This window comes from Fulvimarina thalattae (assembly GCF_040239565.1).
Lineage (GTDB): Bacteria > Pseudomonadota > Alphaproteobacteria > Rhizobiales > Rhizobiaceae > Fulvimarina.
Map to the genome: position 1 here is coordinate 1 of NZ_JBEHWS010000008.1, position 18039 is coordinate 18039.

The window sequence follows — 18039 nt, forward strand, 5'->3', positions numbered from 1 at the left end:
GTCCTCGTCTCGATCAATACGACACCGAGAAAATGCCTCGGCTTCGTCACGCCTCTCCAAGCCATGCTCAAAGAACTTGGCAAAGACGTCCAAATCCGCTTCTCATGATCACGTTGCACTTCACCCTGGAATCCACCCAGGGCTCAAAAATATCGCGAGACTATACTCTTAAAGGATCGCCAGCCGAATTCCGTAGGCGACGACCGCAAGGATCGCGACGCTCGCAAACCAGTAGAATGCAAACCAGCTCAGGCGTTTTGCCAGAGGGCCCGCCGCCCTGTCTTCCTTTTGCCGGGACTCGGCGGAATTCAGACGTTCACTTTCAATGCGCGGCATCAGTGATATCCAGTGTCAGCCGAGACCTTCCCGCGGAACACCCAATAGGCATAGGCGGTGTAGATGAGGATGAGCGGGATCAGCACGCTCGCCCCAACGAGCAGGAATATCTGCGCGTTCTCGGGTGCCGCCGCATCGTAGATCGTCACGGTCGGCGGGATGATGAACGGCCAGAAGCAGATGCCAATGCCCACATAGCCCAGCACGAACAGCGAAAGCGCCGAGATGAAAGGCCGGATTTCGCCGCCTGTCAGCAGCGAATGGAACAGGCTGAAAGCCGCGAAGGCCGTGAAGAGCGGAACCGGCATCACGTAGAAGAATTCCGGCAGCGCGAACCAGCGCGCGAAGAACTCGTCCTCTAGGAACGGCATCCAGAGCGATACGCCGCCGATCGCACAGAGCGTGATGACCCCGAGGAGCAGCGCGTAACGCCGCGCGATGCTGGCGATCTCGCCTTCCGTCTTCATCACCAGCCAAGTGGCGCCGAGAAGCGCATAGCCGAAGACGACCGCAAGCCCGGTCGCGATCGAGAACGGCGTCAGCCAGTCCCACCAGCCGCCGGCATAGGCTCGTCCGTCGATCTCGATGCCCTGCACGAGCGTGCCCAGCGCGATGCCTTGCGAAAAGGCGGCGAAAAGCGATCCGATGAAGAACGAGACGTCCCAAAGCCAGCGGCCGCGATCGGTCTTGAAGCGGTATTCGAAGGCGACGCCGCGAAAAATGAGCGCGAGCAGCATGATGATGATCGGCGCATAGATCGCCGGCATGATGATCGCGTATGCGAGGGGAAAGACCGCGAAAAGTCCGCCGCCACCGAGGATCAGCCAGGTCTCGTTGCCGTCCCAGATCGGCGCGACGGAATTCATCGCGATGTCGCGATTGGTGCGGTTGCCGAGGAACGGGAAGAGGATGCCCGTGCCGAGATCGAACCCGTCGAGAATCACATAGGTGATGACGGCAAAGGCAATCAAAAAGGCCCAGATGACGGTGAGATCGACTGAATACATCGCTTGGTCTCCCTCACTCCGCCGGTGTGCCGGCCGGATCCGGCCCACGCTTGCCTTCAAGCGCCTGAACCGGGGTGACGCCCGCCGTTCGGATCGGCTGATGGGCCGGCTCATCGAGATCCCAGGGTGAGGGCTCCTTCGACATGAGCCGCAAGATATAGAAAGTCCCCGCACCGAACAGGATGAAATAGACGACGATGAAGGCGACGAGTGAAGTTCCCACCGCTTCGACCGCGACTGGCGACACGCTCTCGCTGGTGCGCAAAAGCCCATATACCGTGAAGGGCTGACGGCCGACTTCGGTGGTGATCCACCCGGCCAGCACCGCGACGAAGCCCATCGGGCCCATGAACACGCTTGCCCGTTGCAGCCAGGTGCTTTCGTAAAGCGTGCCTTTGTAGCGTGCCCAGAGGGACCAGAGCCCGATCCCCAGCATGGCGAAGCCGAGCCCTACCATCAGACGGAACGACCAGAAGACGATTCCGACATTTGGCCAGTCCTCACGCGGAAACGCGGAGAGGCCCTGCACTTCGCCGTCGAGAGAGTGTGTCAGGATGATCGAGCCGAGATAGGGAATGGAGACGCCGTGCCTCATTTCGCCGGCTTCCATATCGGGCATGCCGAACAGATAGAGCGGCATCGCGCCATCGGAATTCGTCTCGAAATGACCCTCCATGGCAGCGATCTTCGCCGGCTGATGCTCCAGCGTGTTCACGCCGTGCAGGTCTCCGGCCATGATCTGGATCGGCGTGACGATCGCCGCCATCCACATCGCCATGGAGAACATCGTTCGCGCGGCCGCATTGCTCCGGTTGCGCAGCAGGTGAAACGCCCCGACGCCGCCGACGATGAAGGCTGTCGTGAGATAGGCGGCGAGCACCATGTGGACGAGCCGGTAGGGGAAGGACGGATTGAAGACCGCCACCCACCAGTCGGTCGCGATGAACTGGCCGGCCTCGTTCATGCCGAAGCCTGCCGGCGTATGCATCCACGAGTTCACCGACAGAATCCAGAACGCCGATCCGAGCGTGCCGATCGCGACCACCCATGTCGCGATCAGGTGCAGCGTCGGCCCCACCTTCTTGCGCCCGAACAGCATGATGCCGAGGAAGCCGGCTTCCAGGAAGAAGGCGGACAGCACCTCGTAGGCCATAAGTGGCCCGAGGATCGGCCCGGTCTTGTCGGAAAAGACCGACCAGTTCGTGCCGAACTGGTAGCTCATGGTGATGCCCGAGACGACGCCCATGCCAAACGCAATCGCGAAGATCTTCACCCAGTAGCGGAAGATGTCCATGTAGACTTCCCGCTTGGTGATCGTGTGCAGGCTGAGCACCACGGCGAGGTAGGAGGCGAGGCCGATCGAGAAGGCCGGAAAAATGATGTGGAACGACACCGTGAAGGCGAACTGGATGCGGGCGAGGAGGACGGGGTCGAAACTTTCGAGCATGGCGATGGCATCGTATCCGGAGCTTAAGGGCCGGCGAAACACCTTTTGGGGCGTCGCACCGAACTGGAGATAGTTGCCCGAATGGCCGCAAACAGCCGCTTGCGACGATTTAGAACAAGGCCTTGTTTGACAGCATAGTCGGTTTTCAAGCCTTTCGCGCAAGCGGCCGGACATCTTGTCAGTACTGCTGATTGTCCACAGGTCTTGTCTGTGGAAAGCGCGCTCCGGGCGAGGCGAAATGGCAAGCAGATGCTACAAGGCTTGCGTCGCAGGCGTGGTTGGTGGACCCCGTATCGTCACTTCCTGACATGCGGAACGACGCATAAATCGGCACCATTCGACCGGCCCCTTCGGGACATCAAAACTGTCCCGAGGGGTCGTTTCGTTTGCGCGATGTCCAGTGCGCGGCAATCAGCTGTGGATGGAGACGCTGACGAGCCCGAACGCGACGCACTCTCGTGCTAGACGATTATGTGGCGGCGCCCGGCTTTGGGTGAGAGGTCGCCGATCTCCGCTTTCGTCCATCATGGAGCCTTCAGTCTCGTGACAGTCGCCGTCGATCTCGGAACCACGCATACCGGCGAACCGGCAGAGCTCGATCTAGAAGAGCTGTTGTCGACGCGGCTTCTGGTTCAGGGCAATTCGGGCTCCGGTAAATCCCACCTTCTGCGCCGCCTTCTGGAGCAAAGCGCGGGCTGGGTGCAGCAGGCGATCATCGATCCTGAGGGCGATTTCGTCACGCTGGCAGACCGCTACGGCCATGTCGTCGTCGACGCCAACCGCACGCCGAACGATCTGGCGCGAATCGCCAATCGTATCCGCCAGCATCGTGCATCCGTCGTTCTGACGCTGGAAGGCCTCGACGCCGATGTCCAGATGCAGTGCGCGGCGGCCTTTCTGAACGGTCTCTTCGAAGCCGACCGCGCCTACTGGTTTCCGATGCTGATCGCCGTCGACGAAGCCCATCTCTTTGCACCTGCTATGGCCGGCGAGCATTCCGAAGAAGCCCGCAGAGCCTCGCTCGGCGCGATGACCAACCTCATGTGCCGCGGCCGAAAGCGCGGGCTCGCCGGCGTCATCGCTACCCAGCGCCTCGCCAAGCTCGCCAAGAACGTCGCGGCGGAAGCGTCCAACTTCCTGATGGGCCGGACCTTCCTCGACATCGACATGCAGCGGGCGGCAGATCTCATCGGCATCGATCGGCGCGGCGCGGAACGCTTCCGTGATCTCGAAACCGGCAATTTCATCGCCCTCGGCCCCGCGCTCTTCCGCCGCCCGATCCCCATCCGCATCGGTACGGTTGAGACGGCCGCGCGCTCCGGTCGCCCGACGCTGATGCCGCTACCCGACGTCTCCCCGGACGATCTCGCCGATCTCGTGCTGACGACGCCCGAGCCCGAGCGCAATGCTGAGCGCGCTTCGATCCGACGCATCGAGAAACCCGCGCCGCAACCCGCCTCGGCCTGCGAGACGGAGCGTGTGGAGACGTCCGAGCTTCTCTCGCAGGTCATGTCGTCTGCCCCGGCGAATGATGCTGGTCCTCCGATCGACGACGATCCGAGAACGCCCGAGGAACGCGCCGAGGCCGTCGACACGATCTTTGCCGAAATGCTCGACGATCCCGACGCCGCCTTTCGGCCGGTTCCGATTCTCTATCAGGAGTTCCTCACCCATTGCCGTCTGAAGCGCCTGCGCGGGGCCGAGACGGATATGGGCGCCTTCCGCCGCCGGCTGTCGCTCGCCCGCGCCGGGATCGCCGGCGACGAGACGGACGGCGAATGGGCCGATGTGGTCGCGGTCTCGTCGGAGCTTCCCGAGGAAATGCAGGGCGTCTTCATGATGCTGGCGCGTGCCGCGCGAGACGAAGCCGAATGCCCGTCCGATGCCATGCTGGCCAAGGCCTATGGCAGCCATTCCCCTTCGCGCGGGCGATTTCTCCTCTCTTTCATGGAAGAGCGCGGCCTGATCACGGTCGAGAAGGATTTCCGTGGCAATCGGATCGTCGCGATCTCAGCCACCGGCTGGCGCACGAAACTGCCCGAAGTCACCCTCGACAGCATCGACGAAGCCCGCGCTCGCCGTGCCGCCCGGATGGCGCGAACGAGATAGAAGAGTCGGATTTTCGATAGGGCGATCCGAAACTCGACAAGCGAATTAAGGACCCCGCGCTTCGAACCAATAACATCGGATTTCATTCGCTAGATTGCGATGATAAGCGACTGCTGCAAGATTTTGACCGGGGAGATATCTCTCGAAATGGCTGAAATGCGCAGCTTCAATCTGGTTTTCGCGGTCGAGGATGAACGTTGGGTGCCTGCGCTTGGCAATCCAGAGGCATTGATTTGCGAAACATTGGATTGTGCAGCGCAAGCACTTGGCTTCTCCGGCGGTCTCGAAACTGAAGTATCCATTACGCTTTCTGACGACGATGCGGTGCGCGAGATCAATCGGGAGTGGCGCGGACAGGACAAGCCAACCAATGTCCTGTCCTTCCCGATGGTCGATCTTGAGCCCGGCGAACGCCCAGGTCCGCTCTTGGGCGATTTGATCCTCGCCTTCGAGACCTGCGAGCGGGAAGCTGCGAGCGAAGCTAAACCTTTTGTGAATCACGCCCGCCATCTTCTGGTCCACGGCTTCCTGCATTGTCTTGGTTACGATCACATCGAGGATGACGAAGCCGAAGAGATGGAAGCCCTCGAAACATCGATCCTTGCGGGCCTAGGTATCCCGGACCCATATGCCGTTGCGGATCATAGCCCTTCGCGCGATACTCGCGACGAGGGGGAGACCGGTGTTGCATGACGGCCGAGCCGCCACGGCGACGAAATGACACGACGATCAAACGAGAAATGAACACTTCAACGAATGCCACCGCGCAGTCCGGCGAAGCCGGCGATCGAGGCGGAGACGAGCACGCTGGGCCTCAAGCCGAACCGGCTTCGGGCGAAGACCGAAGTCGGCCGCAAGGCGAGGCGAAGAACCGCGACGGCTTCTTCTCCAACGTCTTGTGGCGATTTCGCCCGCGCATGCCCAAGCTCATGCGCGAGGATCTGACTCAGGCGCTCTCCCAGCCGAACGACGACGAGGACGGCACCGACAGCTTCTCGCCCGAAGAGCGGGCGATGCTCAACAACATTCTGGCTCTGCGCGAGGTTCGCGTCGAGGACATCATGGTGCCGCGCGCCGATATCCAGGCTGCCGACATCAACATGACCCTCGGCGATCTGATGAAGCTGTTCGAATCGAGCGGCCATTCGCGCATGCCGGTCTATGGTGAGAGCCTCGATGACCCGCGCGGCATGATTCACATCCGCGACGTCGTCGGCCACATCACCCGCGTCGCGCGGCCCGCACGCGGCCGCAATGGCGGCGGGCACGGCCGCTCCAACGGCAATGGGAACGGGGGCGGCGGCTCTACCGGCTCCGACAAGGACAAGAAGCCGAAATCCGGCCTCGACCTTCGCCAGATCAATCTCGCACGGACCGTCGAGAGCCTCGGTATCCTGCGCAAGGTCCTCTTCGTGCCGCCGTCCATGCCGGCCTCGGACCTGATGGCGCGTATGCAGGCGACGCGCACCCAGATGGCCCTCGTCATCGACGAATATGGCGGCACGGACGGTCTCGTCTCGCTGGAAGACGTCATCGAGATGGTCGTCGGCAATATCGAGGACGAGCACGACGACGAAGCGCCGATGATCCGCCAGGCGGGTGACGGCATCTACACCGCCGATGCCAGAGCAGGCCTCGACGAGGTGAAGGCAATGATCGGCGAGGATTTCGACGTTTCGGAATATGAGGAAGAGGCCGACACGATCGGCGGGCTTCTCTTCTCCGAGCTCGGCCGCGTGCCGACGCGCGGCGAGGTGGTGCAGGCCGTGCCCGGCTTCGAGTTCCAGGTGCTGGAGGCCGATCCGCGCCGCGTCAAACGGGTCCGTATCGTTCGCTTCCGCCAGGGCGAGAAGCGCCGGCGCATCGTCGAAGGTCTCGCAGTGGCCTCGTAATCACAGCCGACCGGTTTGTTTCGCAAAAGCTCATGCGCTTAAAGACGAACCCATCGTGGCGATTCATGCCATGGAGTGGGCCCATCGAGCGAAGCGGAAAATCCGGGTGAGAAAACGTGGCTAGTGCCGGCGCAATCGAAAGGCGGTCCCTGTTCGACCGTCTTGCGGGCCGATTGATCCTGGCGTCCGGATGGCGCCGGGCTCTGATCGCGCTGCTTGCAGGCGCGACCGCGACCGCTGCCCTCGCGCCCCTCGACTTCCCCTTTGCCGGCTTTATCGCCTTCCCGACCCTCGTCTGGCTGCTCGATGGTGTGGGCGTTGATGTCGAGGCGGGCCGCATTCGCCGTCTCGGCCAGCCCTTCTTGATCGGCTGGCTGTTCGGCTTTGGCTATTTTGTCGCCGGCCTCTGGTGGCTAGGCGCGGCACTGTTGGTGGACGCCGGCAGCTTCATCTGGTTTCTGCCGCTCGCGGTTCTGGGCCTTCCGGCGATCCTCGCGATGTTCTTCGGCCTCGCAGCCGTCCTCTCGCGTCTGTTCTGGTCGGATTCGGCCTGGCGCATTCTCGGGCTTGCCGCCTGTTTCGGCCTCGCCGAATGGCTGCGCTCCTTCGTTCTCACAGGCTTTCCGTGGAATGAGATCGGCTACATGGCGGCAAGCCACGCCGTTCTGATGCAGAGCGCCAGCGTGACCGGCATCGGCGGCCTCACGATCTTCGCCGTCTTCGTCTTCTCCGCCCCTGCCGTCCTCGTCGACCGTCACGGCCGCCTTCCTGTGATCGGGCTCGCAGTTCTAGCGGTTGTCGCCCATCTCGGCTACGGCGTCTGGCGGCTTGAGAGCAGTTCGACCGCATTCAACCAGACCGTCGCGCTGCAACTCGTTCAGCCGAACATCGTCCAGAGTCTCAAATGGGACCCGGAGATCGCCGATCAGAACTTCGACAAACTCATCGATATGACGCTGTCGAAGGAGGCTTCGCCCGGTTCGCCCGAGGGGAGGGGCGCCGGAAGCGAAAACGCACCGCGCCGGCTGATCATCTGGCCGGAAACCGCCTTTCCCTTTGTGCTGACCGACCGGCCGGACGCCATATCCCGCCTCGCCGACACCCTCGCATCCGGAGAAACGCTGATCGCGGGCGCGGCCCGCGTCGACCGCTCCGAAGAGGGGCGCCAGCGCGTCTACAATACGATCTATGTCATCGACGACGAGGGAACGATCAAGAACGCCAGCGACAAGGTGCACCTCGTTCCATTCGGCGAATACCTGCCATTCCAGGATCTTCTCGAATCTTGGGGCATCTCGAACCTCGTGAACATGCCGGGCGGCTTCTCCGCCGGCCCCATGCTGGAGCCCGTGCCGCTGGAGGATGCGCCGCCCTACCTGCCGCTCATCTGCTACGAAGTCATCTTTCCGTCTGAGATTAAAGTCGGCGAGCCTTCGCCGGGCTTCATACTCAACGTCACGAACGATGCCTGGTACGGCGAGACGCCCGGCCCATACCAGCATCTGCGCATGGCGAACGTCACGGCAGTTGCCCTCGGCCTGCCGCTCGTCAGAAGCGCCAATACCGGCATTTCCGTCGTCACCGACGCCTTCGGCCGCGAGATCGGCGGGCTCGGCCTCGGTGCTACCGGCAATCTCGTGGCGAGCCTTCCTTCGGATACGGTCACGACGCTCTACCGCTCCTATGGCGACCGGATATTCTTCGGGCTTCTCCTCGCATTCGCCGCTATCTCGATACTCGCGAGGCTGGCCCTGCGCTTTGGAAAACGCTAAGCGCTCTCTCCATGAAGGGCGGGACGCTTTGACGAGATTTGGATGCTGACGATCGCGGCAGAGGCCCTCATGGTCGGACGCGGCCGGACGGTGGCCGCCGGGCCACTGGATTTTGCTCTGTCGGCAGGCGAGGGGCTCGTCGTCACCGGTCCGAACGGCGCCGGCAAGTCGACCTTGTTGCGCACGCTTGCTGGCCTCCTTCACCCTCTCGGCGGCAAAATTGCCCTAGAAGGCGCGCTGGCCGCCGATGGCGAAAACGCCCGATCGATCGCGGAGATCGCCCATTATGTCGGCCATCGCAATGCAATGAAGCCGGGCATCTCGGTCGGCCGCAATCTCGATTTCTGGCGCAAGTCCCTGCGGCTCGGCGCCGATGGTCTCGCCAATGCGGATGCCCTTGGCGCCGTCGGCCTGCCGGACCTCACAGCGCTTCCCTTCGGCTATCTCTCGGCCGGTCAGCAGCGTCGGGCATCCCTCGCACGTCTCCTCGTCGCGCCCCGCGACGTATGGGTTCTCGACGAACCGACCGCCGCGCTGGACGCCGAGGCCCAGGATCTCTTCGGAAAGCTCATGGAGCGCCATCTCGCAGCAGGCGGCGTGGTCATCGCAGCCACTCATCAGCCGCTCGGCCTCGAAACCGCCAAGCGGCTCGATCTGGCGAAGGCCCAGAACGCAGCGACACCAGCCCAACCAACCGCGCTCACCGACGACGAACTCGCCGAAGCCGAGGGCTGGCTGTGAGAGCGCTCTCCGCCCTTTACGTCCGAGATCTGAGGCTCGCCATATCCGGCGGCGGCGGGGCGATGATCGGCGTCATCTTCTTTCTCGCCGTCATCGCGACAGTGCCCTTCGGCATCGGCCCCGACCTCAATCTTCTGTCGCGGATCGGCCCGGCCATCCTCTGGATTGGCGCGCTGCTCTCGACGCTCCTCACCCTCGACCGCTTGTTCCAGGCCGATCGAGACGACGGCACGCTCGATCTCCTCATCATGGGCCAGACGCCCATGCCTGCAGTTGTCTTCTTCAAATGCGCTGCGCTCTGGACCGCGAGTGGCCTGCCGCTCGTCGTCGCGGCACCCTTCCTTGGGCTGTTTCTGGCGATGGAACCGGACGCCATCGCGGCCGCCACCCTCACACTGCTCGTCGGAACGCCCGCCATCACCTTTATCGGCGCCGTCGGCGCGGCCGTCGCCGTCGCCCTCCCGCGCGGCGGGCTTTTAGTCTCGGTGCTGGTGCTGCCGCTCGCGATCCCCGTGCTGATCTTCGGTGTCTCGGCGAGCTATGGCGCGGTCAACGATCCCGACCCGTTCCTGCCGCCCTTCTTGATCCTCACCGCATTGACGCTCTTCTTCGGCACGCTCGGACCCGTCGCGGCCGGCGCTGCGCTTCGAGGGAGCGCCGATTGAGCGCTCAGTAGCGCCCGCGTCCGCCCATCTTCAGCACCCGCATGATGATGAAGATCGGCACGACGATTACCGCGCCGAGCAGGAAATAGGTGATGACATTGTCGATCGAGCCGAACGCGACGTCGACGATGCGGTTGAAGGCGTCGACGAACCAGTTGATCACGCTCCGTGGCGAGATCTCGAACCAGGAAAGCAGGAGCCCGACGAGGATCGACATGAGGATGAGGCGGATGCCGACGCCCAGAGGCGAGCCGCCGAGGAACCGTTCCAAACGGTAGGAAACGCGGCCGCGGCCATAGCGCGGGCTCTCGTCGTGTTCGGAAATGTCTCGCATCGGTCTCGCTTTGCTCATGCCGGTGTGGTTTGACGCTTCTCACGATATAGGGAATGGACTTGGCGAAATTCAGCCCGTCCGCCCGGTACGACTTTCAAATGCCGCGAAGACCGCCGATATGAAGCGGGAAACGCCTTTCAGACCGACGAGATTTATCCATGGCCGATCCCATCATCGAACGCGGTCCGAACAATCCCGCGAAGAAGGAGATGAACCCGCTCCTCAAATTCGCGCTGGAGCTGGGGCCGCTTCTGGTCTTCTTCTTCGCCAACAGCCGCGGCGAACAGCTGGCGGCGACCTTCCCGGCGCTCGAGGAGCTCGGCGGCCCGCTCTTCATCGCGACGGCGCTCTTCATGGCGGCGCTGGCGATCTCGCTCGGCGTCTCATACGCCATCCAGAAGACTCTGCCGATGATGCCGCTCATCTCGGGCGTCGTTGTCCTCGTGTTCGGTGGGCTCACGCTTTATTTGCAGGATGAGACCTTCATCAAGATGAAGCCGACCATCGTGAACGGCCTCTTCGCGGCGATCCTCCTCGGCGGCCTCCTCTTCGGCAAATCTTTGCTCGGCTACGTATTCGATCAGGCCTTCAAGCTGAATGCCGAAGGCTGGCACAAGCTCACGCTCAATTGGGGCCTGTTCTTCGTCTTCCTGGCCATCGTGAACGAGGTCGTCTGGCGCAACTTCTCGACCGATTTCTGGGTCGCCTTCAAGGTCTGGGCGACGATGCCCATCACGGTCGTCTTCATGCTCACCCAGTTCCCGCTGATCAAGAAGCATTCGCTGGAGCCGATCGGCGAGGGTAAGCAGTAGGCGCGCTCGATCGGGCAGCCGCCCGGTATTGCCAATCGCACCTGTCATTTCGATATCGGGGGTCAGTGATCGACTATTCGAGGACCCGACCCCATGGATATCCAGCGCCTTCTCTCAGATTTCCTCGGCAGCCAGACGCCGGGTTCGTCGCCCCGCCGCGATCCCTATCGCGCGGGTGATGTGCCGCGTGGCGGCGCCAGCTCGGGCGGCTCGCTGATCGATCAGGTCGGCGGTATGTTGCAGGGCAGGGGCGGTTCGATGGTGACAAGTGCCGTCGTCGGCGGTCTGGCCTCCCAGCTCTTCAAGAAGAAGCGCGCAAAATCCTTCGGCAGCAGTGCGCTGAAGCTCGGCGGCGCCGCGCTCGTCGCGGGCCTTGCCTACAAGGCCTACCAGAACTACCAGACGAAATCGGGTGCAACCGCATTGCCCGGCGCCGAGCCGGTGCGCAGCCTTCCCTCGACCCAGAGCCCGGACGAGGTGCCTGAGCCCCATGGCACCGCTTTCATGCCATCGGGAGAAGAGGACGATCGCGCCCGGCTCATGCTGTCCGCGATGATCGCCGCCGCCAAGGCCGACGGCTATATCGACGCCGAAGAGGAAAAGGCGATCTTCGGCAAGATCGACGACATGGATATGGCGAGCGACGAGAAGGCCCTCGTCATGGACGAACTCCGCCGCCCCAAAACTGTCGACGACCTCGCCGCCGAAGCGACGACCCCGGAAGTTGCTATGGAAATCTACACCGCATCCGTACTGGCGATCGACGCGGATCACCCGGCGGAGCGTGCCTATCTCGATCTGCTGGCGGCGCGGCTGAAACTGCCGGCCGAACTTGCGAGGGAGATCAGGCAGACGGCGGGTGCCGAGTAGCTGGCATCGGCAGGATTTGAGAGCGAGGTTGCGAATTCGGATTTAGCTACTTCAATCCGCGGCACAGCGCCCGGCATTGAGATTTCCGAAGAAGCATCGACTGTCACGAAAATTCTTGTACGGAAGTAAGCATTCCCGCATGTGATCTTATAAAGGCCGCGAACCGATCGCGCACCTCTTCGCCACCGACCGGCGTCGTACCGTATAGACGAACGGGTTCGTTGCAGAAGCCCACCGGCTCGTGGGCTTCAAGATCGTCGTGGCAGCCTTGAAGGCCTGGAAAAAGGGCGAGCTTCGCTTGCGGTGACTATCGTAGGCGTCTCATCAACCGGTGGTGTCTCGTACACCCCTGCAGTCGATGATCGTGCCGCCTGATACGCTCTTCACCCCAACTCCGCCGTAGCTTTACGGCCACGGCCTGCGACGGCTATGCTGCGTAGGCGAGGCGCTTCGCCTGGGTTGTTTTCTTGGAAAGCTCGAAACCGGCTACCTTGTCGCTGAGAATCCAGGCTTGTTCGGCAATACTCATGCTGGCGGCGGTGGACTCCTCGACCATTGCGGCGTTTTGCTGCGTCACCTGATCCATCTCGCGGATGGCCTGATTGATTTCCGTCAGTGCTGTCGACTGACTGCGAGCCGCTGAGACGATCGCGCCCATCTCTGTCTTCACAGACCCAATCTGCTCCAAGATGCCTTTCAGCGCAGCGTTGGTCTTTTCCGACATCTTTACTCCGTTTTCGACCTCTTCCTCCGAACGGCCAATCAATTCCTTAATCTCCTTGGCGGCGTTGGCGGAGCGCTGCGAAAGCTCACGTACTTCACTGGCGACGACGGCAAAACCCTTGCCGAACTCACCGGCTCGCGCCGCCTCGACACCGGCATTAAGAGCAAGAAGGTTGGTCTGGAATGCAATCTCGTCGATGACGGTTACGAAGCGCGCGACTTCTTGGGAAGAATCGGCGATGGCGCGAATGGCGGCTACGGTGCTGGCAACGATCTCGTTCGAGTCCTGGGTATAATCAGCGGTCTTGGCAACGATCGCTCCAACCCTTTCGGCGCGCTGCGAGCTTTCGTTCACAGTGTCCGAAACTTCGCTGAGAGCTGCGGCGGTCTCTTCGAGTGATGCCGCCTGTTGTTCCGTGCGGCGCGAAAGATCGTCTGCCGCAGTCTTCAACTCGTCGGTATTGCCGCGTAGCGATTGCGACACGTCGACGACGACGGCGAGAGCGCTATCGAGTGAGGCGAGCGAACGATTGAAATTGACCCGCAACGGTTCAAATAGCTCGGCGAATTTGGTCTCGATACGATAGCTGAGATTGCCTTTCGCGAGGTGCTGAAGGGCCGTGCCCAGTTCGTTGACGGCCAGCATGGAAGCAGCTTGCGTTTCTGCCCGCTCGGCCTCGGTCGCGGAGCGAAGCTGCTCGCGCTCTCTCACCCGCGTGGCTTCTTCCTCTCGCTCGCGGACTACCCGCTCCTCCGTCTGGACCACGAAGCCCTGAACGGCCCGCGCCATCTCGCCGATCTGGTCTTTCCGCGTAACGTCGACACCGTCCATCGACGTGTTGCCCTGAAGGAGAGCGCGCATACAGCCGGTAAGCGTCTGCAAAGGATTAGTAATGCTGCGGGCCAGTACGAAGGTCAGCACCGCGACCGCAATGCTCGTCAGCGCAACGATGATAGCAAGCTGAACGAAAGCCGAGTAGCTGGCGTTGCCCATTGCGACTGCCTTCGCGACGATGCGCACGATGGTCTCCTCGCCAAGGGCGTGAATAACGTCAATTCGGGCGGTTGTCTGCTCGAACCAGTCTTTTCCGTTGAGGGAAGAAAGATCCGCGCCGAGGCCGTTTTCTAGCAGACGCTCCCTTAGACCGTTTACTTGCGGCGTGACATTACCCAGCCTTGCAGAAACGTCTTCGGCCGTCTTCGGATCGATGCCGAGCTCGTAAAGTTCGAGCAGCCCGGCTTGGCGACCGCTCAGCTCAGCCATTCGGAAATAGGATTCCCTGGTAAAACGACCCGCCTCGATAATGCCGGCACCAAGCCCTCGCTCCTGGCCGGCGAACTCTTTCGCCATCAGCAAAAGCGAGTAATTCGTCAGCGAGGTGTCGAGCTCCGGCTCATCGACTCCTTGATAGAAAGACACCGCAAGCCCGCTAAGTCCGCTTACCAGGTTGGTATAAAATCCAAATGCCTCCTTGCCCGTCAGGGAAAAGGCGTCGATGCGTTCACGTATCTGCGAAATCTCATCGCGGAGCATGGGCTCGATCTTGGCCATGAGACGCGGCGCCTTCTCGTCGCCGATTCTGACAATGACATGATCGGTAGTCAGGAATTCGGCATGCACAGCATTCGTCGCCTGCCGGGCCTTCTGCATGGCTTCACCCATGCTGGCCCCACGGCTGCCAATGAAGCCTGCCGTCGTTCCTCGCTCGACTTGAAGCGTGTGGATCAATTTTCCAATGATCTCGAGCTCCGCAGTTGCATCGCGTACCGAGTTCATCTGCTGGTAACCGGCCCAGGAGCTGCGTACTTCCGATTGCGCAACGATCAAAAGAAGTGCGACGGGCAAAACCAGTGTTGCAAGCAGGCGAAGACCAACAGGGATGTCTTTCAGGCGCATCTTTTGTTCCGGGCATAGGCGATGAGAGCGGTCCGTTGTCAAAAGTGTATGCAGTTCCGCCTTATTTTCCGTTAATCTACGATGCCAATGACCGGCCAATAAACTTTCATTTGTCAGTATTCAGGGGCTCGTCCGCAGCCGCTCTTCGCCTGGCATCACGTTTCCGGTCTCGCCCGCCGGATTCGTAAACGGAACCGGCGGTGCCCCACCCTCAGCCTCGGCGTCGTGCCCGAGCGCCCAATGGACCGACGGAAAGGCGAGCTCGTCATAGGGGATATCTGCCGGCGAAAAGAGTTTCACCTCAAGGCTCTCAGGCCCCGGCGAATAGTCGGGCTGTGCAAGCCGCGCACGGTAGATCAGCTGCACCTGACTGATGCGCGGCACGGAATAGACCGCAAGCAGGCGCTCGATGTCGAGGGTGATGTTAGCCTCTTCCGAGGCCTCGCGGCGGGCGCCGTCCTCCGGCGCCTCGTTCAGCTCCAGATAGCCGGCCGGGATCGTCCAGAACCCTTTGCGCGGATTGATCGCTCGGCGGCAGAGCAGGATTTGCCCCTCGTGCCGCACCACCGAGCCGACCACGATCTTCGGATTTTCGTAGAGCACGAAGCCGCAATTGTCGCAGACATGGCGCGAGCGATCGTCGTCTTGCGGCACTGTCTGGGTGAAGGATATCTCGGTCATGGCCGATTAAATGGACGCGGAGCCGCGTTCGGAAACAGGCGCCGCATGAAATCTGGGGCGCCTGCGAGCCCTCATCCCTTCCGGTTGAAGAAGGCTTCAAACGCCTGCCGCGCTTCTTTCGAGACGAGGCGTTTGGCGAAGATCTCGATCTCTGCATCGATTCGCTCGATCACGTCGTTGCGATCGCCGCGGATGAGGCTCTTCGTCAGCTTCACCGCCTCGCGTGGCTTGGCCGCGATCGCCTTTGCCGCGGCAAAGGACGAGTCGTCTACATCCTCCTCCACGATCTCGGTCACGAAGCCGCATTCTCGGGCGAACTCCGCGTCGAAGGGACGTCCCATGGCGAGCATCTGGAAAGCGCGCTGATTGCCCATGAGGCGCGGCGCGATAAGGCTGGAGGCCGCCTCCGGCGTCAGGCCGAGATCGACGAACGGCGTCTTGAACTCGGATTTCGGGGTGGCGAGCACGAGGTCGCAATGAAACAGCATGGTGGTGCCGATCCCGATGGCAAGCCCATCGACGCCCGCGACAACCGGCTTCTCAGCCTTGGCGAGAGAATGCAGGAAGTCGCGAACCTCGGTCGGAAGCCCGCCGCCCTTGGCGATCTCCATGAAGTCGGCGAGATCGTTGCCCGCGCAGAACGCGCCGGGAGAGCCAACGAAGAGGATCGAGCCGATCGCATCGTCGGCTTCCGACACCTGTAGCGCCTCGGTCATCGTGCTGTACATCGATCGCGAAAGTGCGTTCTTCTTGTCCGGCCGGTTCATGCGGATGGTTTGGACGCCATCTGCAACGGTGGTCTCGATATGGTCGGTCATGCTGCCTCCAGTCCAAGCGCGATGCGGCCCGCTTCCAGGCTGTCCGCGCCCTGGCACACCTGCGCGGAAAGCCCCGGCGCTTCGGTGAGCAGGTTTTCGGCCATGAAGCGCGCCAACGCCGTGCGTCCACCTTCCGGATCGCCTGCGAGGGCACTTTTGACGAGATAGACGCCGCCGGCAGTGAGGCCGAAGAGCCGCAGATATGGTGTCGCACCGGCAAGCGCGGTCTCCGTCTCGCCTCGTGCGATCGCCTCGGAGAGGAAGCGCGTCGCGGCCTCCAACTCCCGCAAGGCCGCGTCTATCATCGAGGCGGAGCGACCGAAGTCCGGCAGGTTGCGGGCTTCCAGCGTCTCTAGCACGGAGCGCAGTTCGAGGATGTAGTTGGTCACGGCCCCGCCGCCCGAAAGCCCGATCTTGCGCATCACGAGATCGATCGCCTGGATGCCGTTCGTGCCCTCGTAGATCGGCGCGATGCGGGCATCGCGCAGGAGCTTCGCCGCGCCGGTCTCCTCCACATAGCCCATGCCGCCATGCACCTGAACGCCGAGCCCGGCTACATCAACTCCGACATCGGTGGAAAAGGCCTTTGCGACCGGCGTCAGCAGATCGACGCGATCCTTCCAGGATTTCATGGCTTCGGTATCGCCGGCTTTCGCGTAGTGCTTCGCCATGTCCCCGGCATGGCCGCAGGCATAGGAGATCGCGCGGGCGGCGCCGGTCAGCGCCTTCATGGTGAGAAGCATGCGCGTCACGTCCGGATGGTCGACGATCGGCGCCATCTCCCCTTTCGGCTCGGCGCCCTTTGCGAGACGCGTAGAGCGGCCCTGCCTGCGATCTCGGGCAAATTCCAATGCCTTCTGGGTGGCGGCTTCCGCGATCCCGACGCCCTGTATGCCGACCAGAAGGCGCGCATTGTTCATCATCGTGAACATGCAGGCGAGGCCCCGGTTCTCCTCGCCGATCAGCCAGCCGATGGCGCCGGCCTCGCCAGTCTCACCCTTGCCGTCTCCATAGATCATCGTGCAGGTCGGCGAGCCGTGAATGCCGAGCTTCTTTTCGAGCGCCGCGCAGAACACGTCGTTGCGAGCGCCGAGGCTACCGTCGTCGTTTACGAGGAATTTCGGCACGAGAAACAAGGAAATGCCCTTAACGCCCTCCGGCGCACCCGGCAGGCGCGCGAGCACGAGATGAACGATGTTGTCGGTAAAGTCCTGCTCGCCATAGGTGATATAGATCTTCTGGCCGAAGATGCGGTAGGTGCCGTCGCCGGCCGGTTCCGCGCGCGTCTTAAGGCCCGAGAGATCGGAACCTGCCTGCGGCTCGGTCAGGTTCATCGTTCCGGTCCATTCGCCGGAGACCAGCTTGTCGAGATAGCGCGAGCGAAGGTCGTCCGACCCGTGCTGGAGCAGCGCCTCGATCGCGCCCACCGTCAGCGTCGGGCCGATCGCAAAGCCCATCGAGGCCGAATTCCACATCTCGAAGAGTGCGGTCGAAAGCGCCATAGGCAGGTCCTGCCCGCCATGGGCTTCGGGCCCTGTCAGCGCGTTCCAGCCGCCCTCGCACCATTCGCGGTAGATGGCCGGCCAGCCCTTGGGCGTCGTCACGACGCCATCCTTTACGACCGCGCCTTCATGGCCGTCATTGGTAAGGTCCGGCGCCATGCGCTCGGTGGCAAAGCGGCCTGCCTCGCCGACGATCGCGTCGAGAAGATCGGCATCGAGATCGCCGGAGGCCCCGTTTTCCATCGCTTCGTCGAGACCCGCCACATGCCTCAGAACATGGACGATCTCCTCGGTGGGAGCCTGATACATCGGTGCGCCTCCTAGTGGTCCTGCCGGCGTCTCGTGTGCGCCGGTCGGGTCATGCCATCAACTTAGGGCATCCTGCGCCCGGCCGCGATGAGGGGAGATCCGGAAATCCGACGGAAAATCGCGA

General features: G+C 62.3%; 16 protein-coding genes. 8 read left to right on the top strand and 8 right to left on the bottom strand.

The window, feature by feature from the left end; genetic code table 11:
- Positions 1 to 168: 168 nt before the first annotated feature.
- Genes ABRA89_RS11770 through ABRA89_RS11780 form a run of 3 tightly spaced genes read right to left on the bottom strand, consistent with a single transcriptional unit; the run spans position 169 to position 2790 of the window.
- Positions 169 to 336, bottom strand: a complete 168-nt coding sequence (locus tag ABRA89_RS11770; RefSeq protein ID WP_349941676.1) for a DUF2474 family protein — start codon at positions 334 to 336, stop codon at positions 169 to 171.
- Positions 336 to 1343 (bottom strand): cytochrome d ubiquinol oxidase subunit II, encoded by a 1008-nt coding sequence (gene cydB / locus ABRA89_RS11775; protein WP_349941677.1) that lies wholly within the window; start codon positions 1341 to 1343, stop codon positions 336 to 338. Before cydB ends, ABRA89_RS11770 begins: the two co-directional genes overlap by 1 nt.
- 13 nt (positions 1344 to 1356) lie before the next feature.
- Positions 1357 to 2790, bottom strand: coding sequence for a cytochrome ubiquinol oxidase subunit I (locus ABRA89_RS11780; RefSeq protein ID WP_349941678.1), 1434 nt, complete (start codon positions 2788 to 2790; stop codon positions 1357 to 1359).
- Between the two features lie 543 nt (positions 2791 to 3333).
- Here ABRA89_RS11780 and ABRA89_RS11785 point away from each other — a divergent pair.
- From ABRA89_RS11785 to ccmB, 6 genes are all read left to right on the top strand, one after another.
- Positions 3334 to 4899: an ATP-binding protein gene (locus tag ABRA89_RS11785; RefSeq protein WP_349941679.1), complete on the top strand. Its 1566-nt coding sequence runs from the start codon at positions 3334 to 3336 to the stop codon at positions 4897 to 4899.
- A gap of 156 nt (positions 4900 to 5055) precedes the next feature.
- Positions 5056 to 5592, top strand: coding sequence for an rRNA maturation RNase YbeY (ybeY, locus tag ABRA89_RS11790; RefSeq protein ID WP_349941824.1), 537 nt, complete (start codon positions 5056 to 5058; stop codon positions 5590 to 5592).
- A gap of 47 nt (positions 5593 to 5639) precedes the next feature.
- Entirely contained in the window at positions 5640 to 6791 is a 1152-nt protein-coding gene (locus ABRA89_RS11795) for a hemolysin family protein (RefSeq protein WP_463671287.1), read from the top strand.
- 116 nt (positions 6792 to 6907) lie between these two features.
- The gene (gene lnt, locus ABRA89_RS11800; RefSeq protein WP_349941680.1) at positions 6908 to 8563 is read left to right on the top strand and encodes an apolipoprotein N-acyltransferase; all 1656 of its coding nucleotides are present in this window, start codon (positions 6908 to 6910) and stop codon (positions 8561 to 8563) included.
- Between the two features lie 45 nt (positions 8564 to 8608).
- On the top strand, positions 8609 to 9304 hold the full coding sequence (gene ccmA / locus ABRA89_RS11805) for a heme ABC exporter ATP-binding protein CcmA (protein ID WP_463671291.1): 696 nt from the start codon (positions 8609 to 8611) through the stop codon (positions 9302 to 9304).
- Positions 9301 to 9969: a heme exporter protein CcmB gene (ccmB, locus tag ABRA89_RS11810; RefSeq protein ID WP_349941682.1), complete on the top strand. Its 669-nt coding sequence runs from the start codon at positions 9301 to 9303 to the stop codon at positions 9967 to 9969. The genes ccmA and ccmB overlap by 4 nt, the downstream gene beginning before the upstream one ends.
- Positions 9970 to 9973: 4 nt before the next feature.
- Here the strand turns inward: ccmB and ABRA89_RS11815 are convergent, their stop codons facing one another.
- Positions 9974 to 10303: a DUF6460 domain-containing protein gene (locus ABRA89_RS11815; RefSeq protein ID WP_349941683.1), complete on the bottom strand. Its 330-nt coding sequence runs from the start codon at positions 10301 to 10303 to the stop codon at positions 9974 to 9976.
- 158 nt (positions 10304 to 10461) lie between these two features.
- Here ABRA89_RS11815 and ABRA89_RS11820 point away from each other — a divergent pair, with 158 nt between their 5' ends.
- A complete protein-coding gene (locus tag ABRA89_RS11820) occupies positions 10462 to 11115 on the top strand; it encodes a septation protein A (protein ID WP_349941684.1) in 654 nt (217 codons plus the stop codon).
- 93 nt (positions 11116 to 11208) lie between these two features.
- A complete protein-coding gene (locus ABRA89_RS11825; RefSeq protein WP_349941685.1) occupies positions 11209 to 11985 on the top strand; it encodes a tellurite resistance TerB family protein in 777 nt (258 codons plus the stop codon).
- A gap of 427 nt (positions 11986 to 12412) precedes the next feature.
- On the opposite strand, the gene ABRA89_RS11830 is transcribed toward ABRA89_RS11825, so the two are convergent.
- From ABRA89_RS11830 to ABRA89_RS11845, 4 genes are all read right to left on the bottom strand, one after another.
- Entirely contained in the window at positions 12413 to 14605 is a 2193-nt protein-coding gene (locus tag ABRA89_RS11830) for a methyl-accepting chemotaxis protein (RefSeq protein ID WP_349941686.1), read from the bottom strand.
- Positions 14606 to 14725: 120 nt separating this feature from the next.
- A complete protein-coding gene (locus tag ABRA89_RS11835) occupies positions 14726 to 15286 on the bottom strand; it encodes an NUDIX hydrolase (RefSeq protein WP_349941687.1) in 561 nt (186 codons plus the stop codon).
- A 71-nt stretch (positions 15287 to 15357) separates the two neighbouring features.
- Positions 15358 to 16104, bottom strand: coding sequence for a crotonase/enoyl-CoA hydratase family protein (locus ABRA89_RS11840; protein WP_349941688.1), 747 nt, complete (start codon positions 16102 to 16104; stop codon positions 15358 to 15360).
- On the bottom strand, positions 16101 to 17915 hold the full coding sequence (locus tag ABRA89_RS11845) for an acyl-CoA dehydrogenase family protein (protein ID WP_349941689.1): 1815 nt from the start codon (positions 17913 to 17915) through the stop codon (positions 16101 to 16103). Before ABRA89_RS11845 ends, ABRA89_RS11840 begins: the two co-directional genes overlap by 4 nt.
- Positions 17916 to 18039: the final 124 nt, after the last annotated feature.

Coding starts and splice junctions, on each gene's coding strand:
- cydB (WP_349941677.1), bottom strand. CDS start 1,343: ATGTATTCAGTCGATCTCACCGTCATCTGGGCCTTTTTGATTGCCTTT.
- ABRA89_RS11795 (WP_463671287.1), top strand. CDS start 5,640: ATGAACACTTCAACGAATGCCACCGCGCAGTCCGGCGAAGCCGGCGAT.
- ABRA89_RS11820 (WP_349941684.1), top strand. CDS start 10,462: ATGGCCGATCCCATCATCGAACGCGGTCCGAACAATCCCGCGAAGAAG.
- ABRA89_RS11825 (WP_349941685.1), top strand. CDS start 11,209: ATGGATATCCAGCGCCTTCTCTCAGATTTCCTCGGCAGCCAGACGCCG.
- ABRA89_RS11845 (WP_349941689.1), bottom strand. CDS start 17,915: ATGTATCAGGCTCCCACCGAGGAGATCGTCCATGTTCTGAGGCATGTG.
- ABRA89_RS11780 (WP_349941678.1), bottom strand. CDS start 2,790: ATGCTCGAAAGTTTCGACCCCGTCCTCCTCGCCCGCATCCAGTTCGCC.
- ABRA89_RS11770 (WP_349941676.1), bottom strand. CDS start 336: ATGCCGCGCATTGAAAGTGAACGTCTGAATTCCGCCGAGTCCCGGCAA.
- ABRA89_RS11815 (WP_349941683.1), bottom strand. CDS start 10,303: ATGCGAGACATTTCCGAACACGACGAGAGCCCGCGCTATGGCCGCGGC.
- ybeY (WP_349941824.1), top strand. CDS start 5,056: ATGCGCAGCTTCAATCTGGTTTTCGCGGTCGAGGATGAACGTTGGGTG.
- ABRA89_RS11840 (WP_349941688.1), bottom strand. CDS start 16,104: ATGACCGACCATATCGAGACCACCGTTGCAGATGGCGTCCAAACCATC.
- ABRA89_RS11830 (WP_349941686.1), bottom strand. CDS start 14,605: ATGCGCCTGAAAGACATCCCTGTTGGTCTTCGCCTGCTTGCAACACTG.
- ABRA89_RS11835 (WP_349941687.1), bottom strand. CDS start 15,286: ATGACCGAGATATCCTTCACCCAGACAGTGCCGCAAGACGACGATCGC.